General features: G+C 39.5%; 15 protein-coding genes and 1 tRNA gene. 12 read left to right on the top strand and 4 right to left on the bottom strand.

What is annotated here, in order from left to right; genetic code table 11:
• The first annotated feature begins 40 nt into the window (after positions 1-40).
• The 10 genes from mobA (at position 41) to DW896_RS18175 (ending at position 12,333) form a co-directional block, all read left to right on the top strand.
• The gene (gene mobA / locus DW896_RS18130; protein WP_011966148.1) at positions 41-463 is read left to right on the top strand and encodes a conjugal transfer protein MobA; all 423 of its coding nucleotides are present in this window, start codon (positions 41-43) and stop codon (positions 461-463) included.
• Between the two features lies 1 nt (position 464).
• Positions 465-1,673 (top strand): site-specific integrase, encoded by a 1,209-nt coding sequence (locus DW896_RS18135; protein ID WP_011966149.1) that lies wholly within the window; start codon positions 465-467, stop codon positions 1,671-1,673.
• A gap of 259 nt (positions 1,674-1,932) precedes the next feature.
• Positions 1,933-3,120: a hypothetical protein gene (locus DW896_RS18140; protein ID WP_011966150.1), complete on the top strand. Its 1,188-nt coding sequence runs from the start codon at positions 1,933-1,935 to the stop codon at positions 3,118-3,120.
• A 3-nt stretch (positions 3,121-3,123) separates the two neighbouring features.
• Positions 3,124-3,582: a hypothetical protein gene (locus DW896_RS18145; RefSeq protein WP_011966151.1), complete on the top strand. Its 459-nt coding sequence runs from the start codon at positions 3,124-3,126 to the stop codon at positions 3,580-3,582.
• Between the two features lie 11 nt (positions 3,583-3,593).
• Positions 3,594-4,988, top strand: a complete 1,395-nt coding sequence (locus tag DW896_RS18150) for a hypothetical protein (protein ID WP_011966152.1) — start codon at positions 3,594-3,596, stop codon at positions 4,986-4,988.
• 7 nt (positions 4,989-4,995) lie between these two features.
• Complete coding sequence (locus DW896_RS18155; RefSeq protein ID WP_011966153.1) at positions 4,996-8,388, top strand: cell division protein FtsA; 3,393 nt, start codon at positions 4,996-4,998, stop codon at positions 8,386-8,388.
• Between the two features lie 6 nt (positions 8,389-8,394).
• Positions 8,395-9,318 (top strand): hypothetical protein, encoded by a 924-nt coding sequence (locus DW896_RS18160; RefSeq protein ID WP_011966154.1) that lies wholly within the window; start codon positions 8,395-8,397, stop codon positions 9,316-9,318.
• Positions 9,319-9,327: 9 nt separating this feature from the next.
• Entirely contained in the window at positions 9,328-10,956 is a 1,629-nt protein-coding gene (locus DW896_RS18165; RefSeq protein WP_011966155.1) for a hypothetical protein, read from the top strand.
• 2 nt (positions 10,957-10,958) lie between these two features.
• The gene (locus DW896_RS18170; RefSeq protein WP_011966156.1) at positions 10,959-11,591 is read left to right on the top strand and encodes a membrane protein; all 633 of its coding nucleotides are present in this window, start codon (positions 10,959-10,961) and stop codon (positions 11,589-11,591) included.
• Entirely contained in the window at positions 11,578-12,333 is a 756-nt protein-coding gene (locus tag DW896_RS18175) for a S1C family serine protease (protein ID WP_011966157.1), read from the top strand. Before DW896_RS18170 ends, DW896_RS18175 begins: the two co-directional genes overlap by 14 nt.
• A 267-nt stretch (positions 12,334-12,600) precedes the next feature.
• Here the strand turns inward: DW896_RS18175 and DW896_RS18180 are convergent, their stop codons facing one another.
• Together DW896_RS18180 and DW896_RS18185 are read right to left on the bottom strand one after the other, a co-directional pair.
• Complete coding sequence (locus tag DW896_RS18180; RefSeq protein ID WP_165860126.1) at positions 12,601-13,692, bottom strand: site-specific integrase; 1,092 nt, start codon at positions 13,690-13,692, stop codon at positions 12,601-12,603.
• Positions 13,693-13,967: 275 nt separating this feature from the next.
• Positions 13,968-14,052: transfer RNA gene (locus DW896_RS18185), tRNA-Ser, on the bottom strand.
• 116 nt (positions 14,053-14,168) lie between these two features.
• Between DW896_RS18185 and DW896_RS18190 the strand changes: the two genes are divergently transcribed.
• Both DW896_RS18190 and DW896_RS18195 read left to right on the top strand, forming a co-directional pair.
• Entirely contained in the window at positions 14,169-16,706 is a 2,538-nt protein-coding gene (locus DW896_RS18190) for an endonuclease MutS2 (protein WP_009038163.1), read from the top strand.
• 56 nt (positions 16,707-16,762) lie between these two features.
• A complete protein-coding gene (locus DW896_RS18195; protein ID WP_005831694.1) occupies positions 16,763-17,974 on the top strand; it encodes an L-serine ammonia-lyase in 1,212 nt (403 codons plus the stop codon).
• A gap of 82 nt (positions 17,975-18,056) precedes the next feature.
• Here the strand turns inward: DW896_RS18195 and DW896_RS18200 are convergent, their stop codons facing one another.
• Together DW896_RS18200 and DW896_RS18205 are read right to left on the bottom strand one after the other, a co-directional pair.
• On the bottom strand, positions 18,057-18,560 hold the full coding sequence (locus DW896_RS18200) for a PepSY-like domain-containing protein (protein ID WP_009038162.1): 504 nt from the start codon (positions 18,558-18,560) through the stop codon (positions 18,057-18,059).
• Positions 18,561-18,596: 36 nt separating this feature from the next.
• Entirely contained in the window at positions 18,597-19,037 is a 441-nt protein-coding gene (locus tag DW896_RS18205; protein WP_005831697.1) for a PepSY-like domain-containing protein, read from the bottom strand.
• Positions 19,038-19,094: the final 57 nt, after the last annotated feature.

The following is a 19,094-nucleotide window of genomic DNA, read 5'->3' on the forward strand; positions in this document are numbered from 1 at the left end:
TAAACAAAGGATAAACTATAAAATTGAAAGAATAAGAAGCATGAAAAAGAACAACAAGTACGGGAGAAATCCCAAGTTGAACCCGAAGACGCACTGCGTGATGGTGCGCTTCGATGATGAGGAATGGAACAAATTTCTCACGATGTATGAGGAATCACAGGTGTACGCGAAAGCTGTCTTTCTGAAGGCGCACTTCTTCGGGCAGAAGTTCAAGGTGTTGAAGGTAGACAAGGCAATGGTGGACTACACAACCAAGCTGTCCGATTTCCACGCCCAGTTCCGTGCCATCGGCACGAATTATAATCAAGCCGTAAAAGAGCTGCGTTGTCATTTTTCTGAGAAGAAAGCGATGGCTTTGCTTTATAAGTTGGAAAGATGTACCATTGAACTTGTGAAGTTAAGTCGGAAGATTATAGAACTTTCAAGGAATATGGAGAAGTGTTACCAATCAAAATCCGACTGATATGGCATCGGTAAAAGTCAAGTTTCGCCCTTCTACCATAGTCGGCAAGGAGGGTACACTTTACTATCAGGTGATTCACAACCGCGTGGTCAGACAGATATATACCGACTATAAGCTTTTCGCTTCGGAATGGGATATACATTCCGAAGCGGTTGCCATGCATTGTACTCCGAACGAACAAGAGCGAAACAACTATCTGCTTTCGATAGGTTCCCGTATCAGATGGGACAAGGAGAGGTTGAATAAGATTATACACACGTTATCTCAATCCGGCACATTCGTAACGGATGATGTAGTCATGCGCTTTCATGAAAACAGGCAAGAACTGTCATTCAACGCTTACATCAGCCAGCAGGTAGCGAGACTGAAACGTTTAGGGAAGATACGCACCTCGGAGACTTATACAGCCGCACTCAGAAGTTTCAGCAGTTTTATGAATGACACAGAGGTTTTATTTGACCAACTTAATGCGGATTTGTTTGCGGAGTACGAGGCTTATTTGAAAGGCAGGGGAAATACGCCCAACACCATATCATTCTATATGCGAATTCTGAAAGCCGTCTATAACCGTGCGGTGGAAAATGGACTGACGGAGCAACGGCATCCGTTCAAGTCTGTCTACACGGGAGTGGAGAAAACCATGAAGCGAGCCTTATCACTCAATGACATCAGACGTATCAAAGGACTGGACTTGTCATTGAAGCCCAATCTTGACTATGCCTGCGATATGTTCCTGTTCTGTTTCTATACAAGGGGAATGTCGTTCATTGACATGGCTTATCTGAGAAAGAAAGACTTGCTGAATGGCACTCTTTCCTATCGTAGACGCAAGACAGGACAACAACTGTTCATCAAATGGGAAAAATGTATGCAGGAGATTGTTGATAAATATCCAATAAACGAAACGGAATACCTCTTGCCTATCATTACAAAACATGATGAAGATTATCGGAAACAATACACCAACGAACTTCATCGGGTAAACCATCTGTTGAAGAAAATCGGGAAACTGCTGGATTTGCCAATACCCTTGACGATGTATGTCGGTCGGCATTCATGGGCAAGTATTGCCAAGAGCCGTAATGTGCCTATCTCTGTCATCAGCGAAGGTATGGGGCATGATTCTGAGAACACTACGCAGATTTATCTTGCATCGTTGGATACCACCGTGGTAGATAAAGCCAATAAGAAAATACTGGATCTGCTGTGAGGCAGTGGATGTTTAGCGAATCTGTCCAACGCTTGCCAAGAGACGGATATTACAATGCAAAGTTACGCAAAATAATGATTTTTAAGTTATAAAACGCTGAAAATCTTATCTATTATGTTCTTTTTGTTTTGCGAAAAATATCAGATGTTTTGCGAAGTTATCTTTGCAAAAGTAAAATATTACTCATTATCAACGAGATAAAGATGCTTATCCGTCTCTTGGCAAGAGACTATATATAAACTTTATATAATTACATTAAATGAACAACAAAATATTTGCAATCACTGCTATAAGTACTCTTATACTACTGCTTAGTTGTAGTGGAGATGAAATTATAGTCAATTCGGATAATAATCCAAATCAAATTAGTGATATAAAACCTATACTCAAGGTTTATATTGAAAACTCTGGAAGTATGGATGGTTATATGTGCGATGGGTCTCAATTGAAAGATGCCATTTTTGATTATGTAAGTGATTTGAGCACTTGTGTAGATACGACTCAATTATATTATATAAACAATCGTGTTATACCATATCATGCTGATTTGGAGCAATATATTAAGACAATGAATCCAATAACATTCCAAAAGGCTGGTGGCAACCGATCCAATTCGGATTTAAGTAAAATGTTAAGTACAGTATTGGACGCGATGACTGATTCTACAGTGAGTATATTTGTGTCGGATTGCATCTTAGATCTTCCTGTCTCTGATGCACAGAGATTTCTAAGTACTTGTCAAATATCAATTAAGAATACTATAAATAAAGGCAGAAAAAATATTCCTCTTCTTGGCGTTGAAATATTGAAGATGAAATCTGATTTTAATGGTAAGTATTTTTATCAGAATGGAGGAAGTGAAGTTCTGACCAACGTAAAAAGACCATATTATATTTGGATTTTTGGTAATAGCAACGTACTGGCTAAATTAAATACGGAAGTACTTTTCAAGGGATTGGAAAAATATGGATATGATAATATTATCTCATATTGCCCAAAAACCTCTATACCATATGATATAACAAACAGAGCTTTAATAAGCAAGACAATTAATCCCATCAAAGGTGATTATAATGCAACTATTCGTGCCGACTTTTGTACAACATTACAATCAGAAGATGTTCTGCTGAATCTTGATAATTATTCTTTTAATAATCAGAACCTCATAATAGAAAATATTAAACCGATAATAGCGACTGAGAGAGAATATTCTCATTTTATTAATATTACAATACCCAAAGGAGTAAATATTGCAGAAGATTACTTGATACTGAAGGCTCCGAATATGCCAAGTTGGGTTCTTGAATCGAACGATGAATCTGGGGAAAATGTAAAGGGTAATCTCGATAAAACGACAGGTATAAAATATTTAATCGGAGGAGTCTCTGATGCTTATAAAAAAGATAATGTATTAACTACGCTTAAATTCACTGTTAAACGAAAATAAATTATGGGCGAATTATTTGGAAGTATTTATTGCTGGTTTGAAGAATTCTTTGGAATAGAACTAGCGAACTATCTTTGGGGACAGTCCTCTCCATTATCTCAGACTAACTCTTATATAGGAATTGGTTGGACAATGCTTGGCATAAGCTTGGCAATAGTTTTAATATTTTATTATGCAATCAATCACCCTCGCTTGAACCATTGGTGGGGATGGGGGATTTTCCTTATGGTAAATGCTCTAATAAACTTTATTGTGGGCTGGCAATTGGTGCTTAAAGACTATTATGGAGGAAAGATGGTAACAATTGATCCAGCAACAGATTTACAAATTCCTCTCAATATTGGTGGAGCAGAGATAATTTGTTTTGGAGTTTCCAATATGTTTCTCTCTGTCTTAGCTTTTATAGTTTTCACATTTATATTCAAATGGTGGAGTCCCAACTGCTCTGGTGCACCATTCTAATCGTAGAAGTTATGTCTAAAATATTTGTTTTCGGAATAGGGGGGACGGGTTCAAGAATCCTTCGCTCTCTTGCCATGATGTTAGCCTCTGGAGTAAAGTTCGGAGCCAATGAAATTGTACCCATAATAATTGACCCAGATGTTGCAAACGCAGACCTTACTAGAACTGTATCATTATTAAATAATTATACTGCAATCAGAGAAAAATTGCAATTTAGTAACGACAATAGAAGTAGGTTCTTTCATACTGAAATAGAAAGAATTTTACCTAATTACACTCTCCGTATTAACGACACCGATGATAAGTCGTTTCAACAGTTTATCGAATACGCCTCAATGTCAAAGCCTAATAAAGCAATGACCAAGATGCTGTTTTCAGACAAAAATCTTGAATCATCAATGGAAGTGGGATTCAAAGGTAATCCTAATATTGGGAGTGTGGTGTTAAATCAAATAGCCCATTCAGCAGATTTTAATGATTTCGCTAATTCTTTTAGCGACGGAGATAGGATATTCATCATAAGTTCTATCTTTGGAGGAACTGGTGCGAGCGGATTTCCATTACTTTTAAAAACACTACGTGAGGGGAAACATTTTCCCAATTATGACCTCATCAACAAAGCCACAATAGGTGCTGTAACTATACTTCCATATTTTAAGCTAAAGCCGAATGATGAAAGTGAAATAGATTCGTCAACCTTTATTTCTAAAACAAAGTCAGCATTAGCGTATTACGAGAATAACATAAGTAAAAATGGAAGTATTGATGCTTTATATTATCTTGCTGACGATGTGGTAAGTACATACGATAATCACGAAGGAGGTTCAGCCCAACAAAACGCAGCTCACTTAATCGAATTTTTGGGAGCTACGGCTATCGTTGATTTCTCTAAATCAAAGTTTGATACCCCGGCAAATATGGAACTTGGGATAAAAGAGACATCTGGAGCTGTATCATTTGATTCATTCTATCGTAAGATGTATGAAATGCTTTACTACCCGTTGGTTCAATTTACGATGACAGCTAATGCGTTGACTCAGAAACTTGATGTTTATCGTTCCAGTGGTTTTAACGCAAATAAGGGTAATTTTGAGAACTTTTATTCTGGAGTTTTTTTCAGTGACTTAGCGACATTTTTGAAAAAGTATCAGGAATGGTTAAGGGAGATGAAAGATAATAAGCGTTCTCTTGATTTGTTCAATCTTGCTTGTGGAAATAAGCCTTTTGACTTAGTAACAGGTGTAAAACCTAAGCGGATTTTTAGCAAATTTTCAGATTACAACTTGATGACAGACCGCTTAAATAGTGCTGTAAAAAATTGCAAGAGTAAAGGTGTTGAAGATAAGTTTCTTGAAATGTTCTTTCTCGGAACGGAAAAACTTGTATCAGAAAAATTAAGTAACTAATTTCACTATGTCAAAAGTATTCAGATTATATAAAGAGGGAACAACAACTTATGAAGACTGGAACAATAGTCCTGCGTTCCCATATAATTCAGCAAGTCGTGATACCATTGAGGATCCTGATGGAGCATCAGCCTGCCATGAAATAACTTCAATACCATCTCCATTCGCCCGGATTGATTTGATAAAAGCCGCCTTTAAGGAAGTTTGTAAATCAGGGAAAAATAATTTGTCCAATCTTGATGGCAATACCATTTTTCATAAGATGGTATCTGATACTCTTGATGTTGCGGAAATATTTTTCAATATCGATAAATTCAATGGTAAAGTAGAAATCATTAAATGGGATTGGTCAATTATGCTTACTGAACTTGACCAATCTGGCATTTCTGGTCATCGTTATTTTGCAGATGCACTCCGTAAGTATATGTCCTCAGACTCCAAAACGTACAACTTCGAAGCACTGAGAAACATATATTTATTAAATTATGTAGAAGGGCCAGATGAATTAAATATTATCGGTGCTACATCACCAGCTACGTTATTTTTTAGCAATGCCAATGATTTAGGATATGTTAATGATATATTCTTTGGAGAGGATAAACCATTTGATTCTAACTACCAACCATTGTACAGACGAGATTTTGAATTTGTTAAATATTTCTTTGCGTTAAGAAAGAACATACCCAATTTTGCAGGATTGTTCCCTGAATTTGACACCTATCTCACAAAAACATTTTCAGCAATCACAGACCAAAGAAAGAAGAACGAGTTACTTTCTATAACATCAACTGTACTTGATCAGTTGTCTTCAATCTCTGTCGTTGATGTACAACAAAATGACATTGTAGAAGTTTTGGGCTATCCACTATACAAAAAGACTTCTCGCCCTGTAACGACAACTAGTGATTTTACCATAAAAACCACGAAAGAATGTGAGTTCTCTCCATTAGTTCTCCCAATAGAGGCGGGAAACCGCTATGGCGACCTTCAGTATACCACAAGCAAATGGGGTAAGACTAATGTTGCTCCGTATATTGATTCGGAATTGGATTTAATGAAAAGAACACTTCCGTTTGATGGTTCTCTTAATCCATATCTGACAATTAGTGACTTATTGGAAGATACAATTATTCGAGTTCCTCATAGTCTGAATGTTGAAAATTATTTTGATGGAAATTTGAAACTAGAAGAAAAAGAATTGTCATATCTGCTTCCTTTAAAACCTCTGTTGTTTGAATATTTCACCCCGGAAGAGATAAGAGGAAATATGATGGATGGAAAACCAATGTTTGAGATGCAAACACTTGCAGGTAATTCAGGTGTAAAGGTTACACTCCGTGTACCCATTAAAGGAGCTGGAAATATCAGATACGTTGAATACATACGGCTTTACTATAATAATAGATGTGCAGATGTACAGAATAATGAGGGTGGAATGACTGAATTTAAGTTCACAGGATTCATTATGCCGCAAGTTAGATTCAACAATGAACAGGACGCTATTTATACTGTATCATGTGTTCAGTCTGCAACAGGAAGAAACGAATTCCGTTTTTTTAGTGATGGTGAAAAAATCCTACCAAAAAGCTGCACTTGTCGTAATGAAGACCAACAGATTATGGTTAAGGCTGATAATTATTTGTTGGAAAAAAGGAATTTTGATTTCGTTCAAGTTCGTAACACACATGGATATTGTGGTATTTTGCTGCCGATTTTCAAACAGCAAAGGAATGTTGAACGGTTTGAGTTCGCTATAGATTTAGGTACATCTAATACCCACATAGAGTTCCGCAAAGGAAATGAAAAACCAGAGGTTTTTACTTTCACGGCTAAGGATAGACAGTTATGTGAGATGTTCATCCCTATAAAGAATGAATATGGTTCAATTGAAGATTTGATTGAAGAAACCGAACTTATAGAGAAAGATTTTATTCCTTCAGAAATCGGCTTGTCCGATTTTCATTTTCCAACTCGGACTGTGCTTTCCTGCGCAAAGACAATAGATTGGACAAATGTAGTCGAACCATTTACGCTTGTGAATCTTCCATTTACTTATGATAAGCGCAGTGAGTTGTCTTACAACAATTTCAGATGTAACATCAAATGGGGTAATGGTGATGATCTTTGTGTGATGGAGTCGTATGTCAGATGCCTTATGCTTATCATTAGGAATAAGGTCCTTCTTAATAATGGCGATTTGCAGCATACTAAAATCACATGGTTTTATCCTATAAGTATGGCACCTAAGCGATTGCGTAGATTGAAATCTACATGGGATGATGCTTACCAAAAATATTTTGGAAATGGTGTTACTGGATATATGACGGAATCTTCCGCACCAATTCAATATTTCTTCAAGAGATATTCAACGGCTACGGATTTAATCAATGTTGACATTGGTGGAGGCACTACTGATATTGCGTTTGCGAAAGATAAGAATATAAGTCATGTGACATCATTTCGGTTTGCATCAAATACTCTGTTTGAAAATTCATTTTCAGAACTTGATGAAGATAACGGTATAGTTGACTGGCATAAGAATGAAATTCTGAAACTTCTTGAAGAGAAGAATTTAATGGATCTTATTCGCGTGTTCAATAGCCCGAATAACACCAAACCTGCTAATATGGCATCATTCCTATTCGGTCTTAAAGACAACACTATTCCCCAAAGAGCCGGAGTTAATGTCAAAGCTATTGATTTTAATTATATACTCCAAGAAGATGAAGATTTTAAGATTGTATTTATTATTTTCTATACGGCAATAGTATATCACATAGCGCAAATTGTTAAGTCACTTAACCTTGAAGTTCCTCGTCATATCTCTTTTAGTGGCAATGGCAGCAAGGTAATACGTGTTATTACAACCGACTCCAAATTACTCGCGCGATATACCAAAATGGTATTTGAAAAACTGCTCGGAAAACCGTATGGTAAGGAATTGGATTTGCTGGGTCTTGAAAAAGACTCTAACCCTAAAGAATCAACTTGTAAGGGTGGCATTATCGGTACGGAAGATGAAGACAACAGAGATAAGACTATTGTTTTCAAGAGTGATTGTACAGGATTAGTGACACCAAAAGATACCTATGCCAACATTAAAGATGATTACAAGAGGCGTACAGTTACCGCAGTTGAGGATTTCTTCAAGTTCGTACTTGTTGATATGAATTCTGCATTCAATTTTGATAAAAATTTCGGAGTTAAACCATCATCTATTCGTATCGCACAAGAAATGGCAAAGAAAGATCTTCTCACGTTCCTTGAAAAAGGAATAAGTCAGCGTTGTGAAGAAACTGAGGCGGAAGATATGATAGAGGAAACATTCTTCTATTATCCCATAAAAGGGGTGTTAAATGCAATTTCAGCAGAAATATATAACGAATTACAACAATCATAAGAGCACATGAAACAAATTATAATCTCATTACTCACATTAGCCTTGGCGGACATCTGCTTGTGTAGTTGTGGCAATGATGTGGCTGCCAACACTTCTCTAGAAGAGATGCATAAAAAGAGTTCCATAACGCAATCTGATGAGAAGCATAAAAAAGCGATAACTGATTCTATCAACAATCTACGAGAAAAAATAATGGATTTAACCGAAAAATATGAAAAGGTTTATCAGGAATTAAGCGAAGTAAAAATGGACAATAAGAAAATCAATGATGAAAAAGCAACGAATAAATGGTATATTCTTATTGGTGGAGGTATTGGATTGCTTGGTTTGATAGTATCAATTTTTGCATTTGGAAAAACAGGGAAATGTAATAATAGATTAAGTCGTCATCGTGAAGAAATCGAATCACTGAGACAGCTATTAAATGAGCGTCGATTTGAACCAAATGTTACTGGTACTAAACGTACAAATTATTCAGCCTCGTCATCGATACCCAATAATGAAATCTCTGATTTGTCTCGAAAAATACAACATTTAGAGAATGAACTTTTAAAAATACAAAAGACTACTCTTGTTCATGGAACACCGACTCCATCTACAATTACCCCACCGATAAAACCAACTAGAATAGGTTACTTTGGAACAGCTATAAGTGGTGAAAACGGCACAGGGTATTTTAAAAAAGTACTTGAATCAAAAGATAGTGATGCAAGATTTTCAGCACAAATTATTGATGGTTCAGCTAATTTTGAGCCTATAGCATCTCTTTCCTCTATCAAATCCAGCGACTATATGGACTTGGCTGTAGAATTTGAAGGGGTATCTAAAAATGAGGCAACTGATATGTCCGTTCATTACAAAGGACTGGCTCAACAAATAGGAGATAAATGGATTATTGTAAAAAAAGCAGTTATAACTTTAAAAAAATAATCAACTATTATGCATTCAATAGTACCTATAATAATTATTATTATCATATTTATGCAATTGTTTTTCTTTGTGAAGAACTTTTTGCGTATGCGCCAATTCAGTAACATCTTTACTGGTACAACTTCATGGCGAATAAGACGTAATGCAGAAACCTCTCTTGTGGATGGCATATATGGGGATGGTAACAAAATATTTATCGGCATTATTACATCCATCAATAAATATCTTGGAAATAACTCCGGTTCAGTTATTGATTTTGGTCTTCTGAAAGATGCGGTTGACCGTCACTGTGATTCTGTAGAAAATGACATAGCTACACAGACACCTATTCCACTTTATTGGGGATTGGCTGGTACAATGGCTGGTGTTATTATGGGATTGTGGGATTTGTTACAGTCTAATGCAATAATGACTCTTATGAGCAGCGGTGGCGGAGTTATCGATAATGCTTCACAGAGTGCCGCTTCTGGAATTAATTCTCTTTTAAGTGGTGTCGCATGGGCAATGCTGGCTTCTATTTGTGGTATTCTGCTTACGACAGTCAATTCTCTTCTCTTCAAAAGATGCAAACTTAATGAGGAAGACGGGAAAAATTCTTTTTTTGCTTGGATGCAATCAGAACTTCTTCCTGAATTACCATCTGATACATCCGAGGCACTTAACAATCTCGTAAGAAATCTCAATAAATTCAACAATACATTCGCACAAAACACATCAAATCTTGGGAATACGCTAAATGCCGTTAATCAGTCCTATGCAATACAAGCGGATATAATAAAAGCGGTTCATGACATGGATGTTATGAAAATGGCAAAAGCTAATGTGCGTGTTCTTGAAGAATTACAACAATGCACAGACAAATTGGAAGTATTTAATCAATATCTCAATGATATTGAAGGATACACCGAAGCTATACATAGATTTGAATCATTGTATAATGAACAAGCAAATCGAATCCACATACTTGAAGAAATAAGAGATTTCTTTGGACGTCATAAAGGAGAAATAGCTAAAACAACAGCTGATGCAGACAGGACACTTCAAGAGTCTCTCCAAAATATAAAGGAATCTACATCATCAAATGTCGAAGAACTGCACAAAAGGTTTATTGAACAAAGTGAGTCATTCAAAGAAATTCTTAAATCTGAACGAGAGTCATTTGAACAATTTACAAATGATTTAAAGGCTCAATTTAGTGCCCAAATGACACAAATGCCACAATTGTCTGAACAATTGGAAGAAATTTCAGCAATTCCTGTCAGACTTGACAAGCTGATTGAAAAAATAGAAATGTCAAACATCCGTTTAGCGAATGACATATCCCAGTCTATCAAACAAACCTTGATGACCACAAAGGTAAATAAAATACTTGATACAAATGATAGTGTTCGTGTTGGCGATTCCATACCAGCGTGGATGAAAGTCTCAGGATGGGCTGCATTAGTAATCATTGCCATTACCTGCATTTTAAATATCGTGTTTATGTTTTTCCCCGTTAAAAAGGATAAGAGCCAGCCACAACAAATCCATATTCAGCCAACAGAGTTGCCGATGCAAATAGTTAATAAACAAGCAGAAAATACTACTGATGCGGTCTTAAATACAACAGATTCTATTAAAGATAATAATAAAAAGTAATTATGGCTCAGAAAAAGGAATCGTTTTTTTGGACAAGTTACTCAGACTTGATGACAAGTTTGTTTTTTGTCATGTTAGTATTATTCATTCTTGTAATTGTTCTTCTACATAAGCGTATGGAGGCAACAGAAGCTCAGTTACAAGAGATTAAAAAGGTTGAGCAATCAACAAAAGATTTAAGTCGAGATTATTTTCAATATCGTTCAGATTACAAAAAATATGTTCTAACAATTCAAGTTCGCTATCCTGCCGGAAAGTCTGACTTGAATGATATTGTATCTACGGATAAAGAAGCCCAATTACGTCAATTGGCTGCGGCAGGACGCGAAATACGAGATTTCTTAAAAAACCATAGTGAGAATCAATATATTCTTATAATAGAGGGGCAAGCGTCAAAAGACAACTTCCTTTATAATTATGAATTAAGTTACCAACGGGCATTAGCACTTATGCGTTTTTGGATTGAAGATTCACGTATTACATTTGGGAGTAATTGCGAAATTCTAATATCTGGCAGTGGAGATGGCAAACTTGATACTCATTCTATGCGAGAAACAAATGACGAAAGAGAGAATCAGCGTTTCCTTATTCATATATTGCCAAAAAACATTTTTGAAAACAATGAAAATAAATAATTTCATAATATCAACAGTTTCTATTATATGTCTGTATTCATGCGCTCATAAATCAGGACATGGTGAAAGGAATGATAAGATTGTAACTTCACAACAGTCACAGTCAGTACTAGTGTCTCCTAATAAAAAAGCAAGGAACGTCACAATATCAGTTGTAAATAATCGTGGTGATAAAAATAAGCTTGATGGTTCTCAAATTTTTTCGAAATATAATACGTCAGTTTTTATGGTGTTTACTTCGGATGGCTACAATATGTACCAAGGTTCTGGATTCTTTATCAACAAAGATGGTTTGGCTGTCAGCAATTATCATGTGTTCAAAGGAACTGGCATTGGTGAGGAAGGGATTAAATTAGCTGGAAGCGATAAGGTGTACAAAGTAGAGGAAGTGATCATGAGCAGTGAAAATGAAGATTTTATTCTATTCCGTGTAGATGTTTCCAATACAGATTTTATTCCCGTTGCCAAATACAAACCGAATGTGGGTGAAAAAGTCTATGCTATTGGTAGCCCCCGTGGACTTGAAAATACCTTTTCTTCAGGAGAGGTATCGCAATGGCGTGACAAAAATTTAATGCAAATTTCTGCTTTAATTGATCACGGTAGCAGTGGTGGCGCATTGATAAATGAATACGGAGAAGTAGTCGGTATCACATCCGGTTCGTTTGCAGACGGCTCACAAGCCAATCTAAATTATGCATGGAGCATTGATGTGATAAAACCATATGTAAAAAACAAATAATGCAGGCTTGTAGGCATTGATTAGAGTTCTCATATTAATAATAACAGTAATTGCTTTTTTTGATTGCGACTCTTGTTCGATATAGGTGATTGTCATTTAGCTTGATTATATAATCTAAGAAAGTGATGTGGTTTGCTCAGTTCTATGATAACATAGTGGATTATTCAAAATAATAATATTACCTTTGCATTTAGAAAAAGCGTTCTTTTGAATTACTGCAAAACGAGGTAAAACACGGAATTTCGCTGGTTTCTAAATCGTTACCTATCAAGCCGAAATATATTGTAATACATTGTATCTTAGCAAGAAAGAAAAATTGCTATGCCTTAAACAGTGAAATGTCAAGTTCTTTTTAATCCCGCAAACGTCCGCTATTTCCTTCAAATACGCATTAAGTTTTTGATTGCTGATTACCGGAAGTACCTTACCGTTCGGCAGCTTGCCTTTATATTTCTTCAATATCATTTTAGGAATATCCAGCAAAGGAACATTTACGTCCGTATTGGTCTTTTGGCGTTTGGTGATTATCCATAACTTGCCGTCAAATGATTTGCGTATATTCTCTTGGGTAAGGTTGGCGACATCAACATAAGCCAAACCAGTGAAACAGGAAAAGATAAACAAGTCCCTGACGTTTTCCAACCGTTCGGAAACCATCTTCTTTTTAAGGATGATTTTAATTTCATCCTCTGACAAATACCCCCTATCTACTTTCTCCAAACGGATTTTATAATTGGCGAACGGGTCGCCTATCAGGATGCCGTTATTACGGGCTATCAGGATAATGCGTTTGAAGAACTGCATAAACTTGGCAGTCGTATTATAACCACATTTACAGGTAGTACGCAAATACAACTCGAAGTCTGTAATAAACATCGGGGTGATTTCATTGATAGCAATATCCGATATATTGTATTTGCTTTGGATAAACTCGGCAAGGTGGCGGCGGGTCACTTCATATTTACGATAGGTGGCAATCGTCTTAGATATGCCGACCAACTGCTTAACATCGTCATTGTGCTTTTTGAAAAGGTTTAAAATGGTTTCGTGTTTTTCACTGTGTCCCAAAAATTCATTTTTCACCTTTTCGGCTGTCACATAGTTATCACGCCGTTGCTGTTCGTGGTAGATATTATTCAGGGATGCTTTTATATCCTCTAATAAGGCATTTATTTTGCCTGCATCTTTACCTTTGGCTTTACCTGCTGCTATATTCCAGTTTTCGGGCAGAATGCTTTGTTTCGTACTAAACTGGCATAACTTACCGTCAATGGTAATTCTTGCCATAATCATAACCTCGCCGTTCTTCTTTTCAGAACCTTTCTTTAAATAGAAAAGGACTTTAAATGTACTCTTCATAACCTCACATTTTTTAAGTTACAAAACTAATGATAACACTTTAAATGTGAGATATTTAGACGGTGGACAAATTCGGACTTCCTGCGGTCATTTTCGGACAAATCGTTACCGTTTTTGTCCGGCAGGGAATAGGTAACGATTTAGTAACGAAACTATGTCTTTTCAAGCCCTTTTGTTGTCTTGGAAACAAGACTTATAGGCAATAAAAAAACCTACAAATCGCTGATTTGTAGGTTTTTGACCTCTTACTGTCCTTTTTTGTCCAGTAGGTTCTGCGGAGAGACAGGGATTCGAACCCCGGGTGCCTCGCAGCACAACGGTTTTCAAGACCGCCGCAATCGACCACTCTGCCACCTCTCCTAAAAACTTCCTTTTCGAGAAGTGCTTTTTTCTTAAAGCGGTGCAAAGGTACAAATCATTTTTAATTCTGCAAACTTCCTTTCTCTTTTTTCATGAATTAATAGTACTTTTGCACCATGATATATCCGCAGAACTTTGAACAGAAAATAGGTTTCGACCAAATACGCCAATTGCTGAAAGAAAAATGCCTCAGTACACTTGGCGAAGAACGGGTGATAGACATGGCATTCTCCGACCACTTTGGAGAGGTGGAGGAGCGTTTGGACCAAGTCACTGAATTTGTACGCATACTCCAAGAAGAAGACAACTTCCCGGCACAATACTTTTTTGATGTACGCCCGTCACTGAAACGCATACGTGTGGAAGGCATGTATCTAGATGAACAAGAGCTCTTTGACCTGCGCCGTTCACTGGAAACCATACGTGATATTGTACGTTTCCTACAGAAAAGCGACGATGATGAGGAAGAGGGCGCTTCCCCCTACCCTTGTCTGAAAAGATTGGCAGGAGACATCACCGTTTTCCCACAGCTCATAGCAAAAATAAACGGCATCCTCTCTCCTTACGGAAAAATCAAGGACAATGCCTCTACAGAGTTGGCACGCATCCGCCGGGAACTGGCAAGTACTATGGGAAGTATCTCCCGCTCACTGAACAGTATTCTACGAAATGCCCAGTCCGAGGGCGTTGTGGACAAAGATGTAACGCCCACCATGCGTGACGGCCGTCTGGTCATTCCCGTTGCACCGGCACTGAAACGGAAAATACGCGGTATTGTACACGACGAGTCGGCCAGTGGTAAAACCGTATTCATCGAGCCTGCCGAAGTAGTGGAAGCCAACAATCGCATACGAGAACTTGAAGGTGACGAACGCAGAGAAATTATCCGCATCCTGACGGACTTCTCCAACCAGCTGCGCCCCTCCATCTCCGACGTACTGCTATCATACGAGTTCCTTGCCGAAATAGACTTCATACGTGCCAAAGCATTGTTTGCCGAGCAAATATCCGGACTCAAACCGGCTCTCGAAAACAAGCAACTACTGGACTGGACAATGGCGGTACACCCACTCTTGCAACTTTCTCTCGCCAAACATGGCAAAAAAGTCGTACCGCTTGACATCGAACTGAATGAAAAGCAACGTATCCTTATTATCTCCGGTCCGAACGCAGGCGGCAAGTCTGTCTGCCTAAAGACAGTAGGCTTATTACAATACATGCTGCAATCCGGACTACTCATCCCGATGCACGAACGCAGTCATACCGGAATATTCAGCAGCATATTCATTGACATCGGTGACGAGCAGTCCATTGAAGATGATTTGAGTACCTACTCCTCCCACCTTACGAACATGAAAATCATGATGAAAAACTGCAATGAACGGAGCCTCATCCTGATTGATGAATTCGGTGGTGGAACAGAACCCCAGATAGGAGGCGCCATCGCCGAAGCCGTATTGAAACGCTTCAACCAAAAACAGACGTTCGGTGTCATCACCACACACTATCAGAATCTGAAACATTTTGCCGAAGACCATGAAGGTGTAGTAAACGGCGCCATGCTCTATGACCGCCATCTGATGCAAGCACTGTTCCAGTTGCAGATAGGCAATCCGGGCAGTTCGTTCGCTGTAGAGATTGCCCGCAAAATAGGTCTGCCGGAAGATGTCATCGCCGATGCCTCGGAAATTGTGGGCAGTGAATACATCAATGCCGATAAGTACCTGCAAGACATTGTGCGCGACAAACGCTATTGGGAAGGCAAACGCCAGACAATACGCCAGCGTGAAAAGCACATGGAAGAGACTATCGAGCGTTATCAAACCGAAATCGAAGATTTGCAGAAATCCCGGAAGGAGATTCTGCGCAAAGCGAAGGAAGAAGTGGAGCAACTGATGCAGGAAGCCAATGCACGCATCGAGAACACCATACGCTCCATCAAAGAAGCCCAAGCAGAAAAAGAAAAAACACGCCAGGCCCGCCAGGAGTTGACGAACTTCCGTGAATCAATGGAAGCGCTTGCCAACAAGGAACTGGAAGAAAAAATCGCCCGCAAAATGGAAAAGCTGAAAGAGAAGCAGAACCGGAAAAAGGAAAAGAAAGCGGGCAAAGGAAAAGAGAACGGACTGTCTGCCCAGGCTTTGGCAGAACAGCAGGCGCGGAAAGAGGCAGAACGCCTTGCAGCCATCACCCCCGGCTGCAACGTCAGAATAAAGGGCCAAACCTCTGTGGGCGAAGTAATGGAAGTGAATGGCAAGAATGCGGTCATCGCGTTCGGCAGCATCAAGACTACCGTAAAGCTGGACAGGCTGGAACGTACCAACGCGCAGCCTAAACAAGCTGATGTGTCCACCAAAAGCACTTTCATCAGCGCCCAGACCCAGGACAGCATGTACGAGAAGAAACTGCATTTCAAACAAGACATTGATGTCCGCGGCATGCGTGGCGACGAAGCCTTGCAAGCCGTTACCTATTTCATTGATGACGCCATCCTTGTCGGCATGTCACGCGTGCGTATCCTTCACGGAACGGGAACAGGCATCCTGCGCATGCTTATCCGTCAATATCTGGAAACTGTTCCCGGAGTGCGCCACTTTGCCGACGAACATATACAGTTCGGCGGAGCAGGCATCACCGTTGTGGACTTGAGTTAATGGATAATTGACAGTTGATAATTGATAGTTAAAGCTAAATCATAAATCTGAAATATATGAAATCAATCAAAGAACTCTACCGTATCGGTACCGGTCCATCCAGCAGCCACACCATGGGACCGCGCAAGGCAGCTCAGATATTCCTGGAAAGGCATCCCGAAGCAGCCGCATTCCAAGTAACCCTATACGGAAGCCTCGCCGCTACCGGCAAGGGACACATGACCAATGTTGCCATCACCGAGACATTGCAACCCGCAGCACCGGTAGAAATAATCTGGGAACCCAAAATATTCCTGCCCTTCCATCCCAACGGCATGAAATTCGTCTCTTTGGACAGCGAAGGCAAGGAGACCGACCAATGGACTGTATTCAGTGTCGGCGGCGGTGCCCTGGCAGAAGAGAATGACGGAGCATCATCCGTAAACACCCCGGATGTATACGAAATGAACAGTATGACCGAAATACTACAATGGTGTGAACGTACCGGAAAAAGTTACTGGGAGTACGTCAAGGAATGCGAGGAAAGCGACATTTGGGATTACCTGCAGGAGGTATGGAAAACCATGCAGGCTGCCGTAAAACGGGGATTGGATAGTGAAGGAGTCTTGCCTGGCCCTCTGAATCTGCGCCGAAAGGCTTCTACCTATTATATACGTGCCAGTGGCTACAAGGCTTCCCTCCAGTCGCGCGGACTGGTATTTGCCTATGCCTTGGCAGTAAGTGAAGAAAATGCGTCAGGTGGGGTCATTGTCACTGCACCTACCTGCGGTTCGTGTGGCATTGTACCGGCAGTGCTCTATCATCTGCAAAAAAGCCGGGAGTTCAGCGACACACGCATACTCCGTGCCCTTGCCACAGCCGGACTGATAGGAAACATCGTGAAGACCAACGCTTCCATTTCGGGAGCGGAAGCCGGATGCCAGGCAGAGGTAGGCGTAGCATGTTCCATGGCATCAGCCGCAGCCAACCAATTGTTTGGAGGCAGTCCGGCACAAATAGAATATGCCGCTGAAATGGGATTGGAGCATCATTTGGGAATGACCTGCGACCCGGTTTGTGGGTTGGTACAAATCCCGTGCATCGAACGTAATGCCTACGCCGCCGCACGTGCCCTGGATGCCAACCTTTACTCCTCCTTCACCGATGGCATGCACCGCGTATCATTCGACAAGGTGGTGGAAGTCATGAAAGAAACCGGAAACGACCTGCCCTCCCTCTACAAAGAAACCAGCGAAGGAGGACTGGCGAAGGATTATAAGCCGATGTAGTTAGAGATTACGGATTAAGGATGAAGGATTAGGGGTGTGCAATCATATTGAACCTTAATCCTTAATCCCTAACCCCTCATCCCTAATCAAGTTTTACCGGCCAATGCGTATCATCCCTATTACCGCTCACATCTTTTGTCTGTAGCAAGCCGCCTTCTTCCGAATAGAACAATTGATACTCTGCATTTCCCTTTTCAACTTCAATGACAAACTGCATAGGCACTACCGGATACTCCAAAAGAACAATCTCCTCTATCTTCCAACCGGCATACTCACTGGCGCTGAAAGAGGTCTGTACTGTTCCCGGAAGATTATTCCAAAGCAATTCGGTTTCCGTCAGTTGCCATTCCGCCTGATTATTGAACCATACATCCTTTTCCTGCCCATCCACTTTACAATCTGCAACGAAATAGCCCCCTTTCTGTTCCCATTCCACATGGATTGCGGAAGGGTATTTGGACTTCAATGCTTGTGACATTGCTTCGGGCACTTTGACATCATCCTTGTCGTCATCATCACTGCATGCACCAAGTGCCAAGGCGGCGATGAACATCATCGCCAACATTTGAATCTTTATTCTCATCATTTCTCTATAAAGTTTAGGTTAATAGTTACTGGAGAATCAATCGTCCATGCTGACGAACTTTCCCTTTTTGTTGAACTTCAAAGAGTAGTCATTACCCAATTCAATTTCCACACCGGTACGTCCGCGTTCGATTTTAGTAATAATCTCTCTCGGGAAGTTAGCCTTCACATACTCCTTTACCGGAACCGGAATCAATGCTTCGGGAACAGCGGACTTCTTGCAATCCACTTCCAACCAATTTCCTTTCTTGTCGAAGTCTATTTCCGTACGGTCTGTCAACAGCACTTCATATTTTTTAGTCTGCAATATTTCACTTTCAATCTTGATGTGTGAAATGTGCGGTTTCGAGAAATACTGGTTGATAAAATTGCGTGCCGTCAGCGGAAGCTGCTTGGTATCCTGAGTGATGACATCACCGGCAAAGGCAAACTGAACAGCTACAAGAGCCAACACAAGAATAGACAATACTTTCTTCATAATCGTTATTTTTTAATGTTACTAATAAATTTCATATTATTCACACTGCAAATAACG

The sequence above is a fragment of the Bacteroides sp. AM41-16 genome, assembly GCF_003603495.1.
GTDB classification, from domain to species: domain Bacteria; phylum Bacteroidota; class Bacteroidia; order Bacteroidales; family Bacteroidaceae; genus Bacteroides; species Bacteroides uniformis.

Bases quoted from the DNA above. Each gene is read 5' to 3' on its own strand.
- DW896_RS18180 (WP_165860126.1), bottom strand. From the start codon at position 13,692: ATGAAGAGTACATTTAAAGTCCTTTTCTATTTAAAGAAAGGTTCTGAA.
- DW896_RS18145 (WP_011966151.1), top strand. From the start codon at position 3,124: ATGGGCGAATTATTTGGAAGTATTTATTGCTGGTTTGAAGAATTCTTT.
- DW896_RS18170 (WP_011966156.1), top strand. From the start codon at position 10,959: ATGGCTCAGAAAAAGGAATCGTTTTTTTGGACAAGTTACTCAGACTTG.
- DW896_RS18135 (WP_011966149.1), top strand. From the start codon at position 465: ATGGCATCGGTAAAAGTCAAGTTTCGCCCTTCTACCATAGTCGGCAAG.
- DW896_RS18140 (WP_011966150.1), top strand. From the start codon at position 1,933: ATGAACAACAAAATATTTGCAATCACTGCTATAAGTACTCTTATACTA.
- mobA (WP_011966148.1), top strand. From the start codon at position 41: ATGAAAAAGAACAACAAGTACGGGAGAAATCCCAAGTTGAACCCGAAG.
- DW896_RS18195 (WP_005831694.1), top strand. From the start codon at position 16,763: ATGAAATCAATCAAAGAACTCTACCGTATCGGTACCGGTCCATCCAGC.
- DW896_RS18175 (WP_011966157.1), top strand. From the start codon at position 11,578: ATGAAAATAAATAATTTCATAATATCAACAGTTTCTATTATATGTCTG.
- DW896_RS18190 (WP_009038163.1), top strand. From the start codon at position 14,169: ATGATATATCCGCAGAACTTTGAACAGAAAATAGGTTTCGACCAAATA.
- DW896_RS18155 (WP_011966153.1), top strand. From the start codon at position 4,996: ATGTCAAAAGTATTCAGATTATATAAAGAGGGAACAACAACTTATGAA.
- DW896_RS18165 (WP_011966155.1), top strand. From the start codon at position 9,328: ATGCATTCAATAGTACCTATAATAATTATTATTATCATATTTATGCAA.
- DW896_RS18160 (WP_011966154.1), top strand. From the start codon at position 8,395: ATGAAACAAATTATAATCTCATTACTCACATTAGCCTTGGCGGACATC.
- DW896_RS18200 (WP_009038162.1), bottom strand. From the start codon at position 18,560: ATGATGAGAATAAAGATTCAAATGTTGGCGATGATGTTCATCGCCGCC.
- DW896_RS18205 (WP_005831697.1), bottom strand. From the start codon at position 19,037: ATGAAGAAAGTATTGTCTATTCTTGTGTTGGCTCTTGTAGCTGTTCAG.
- DW896_RS18150 (WP_011966152.1), top strand. From the start codon at position 3,594: ATGTCTAAAATATTTGTTTTCGGAATAGGGGGGACGGGTTCAAGAATC.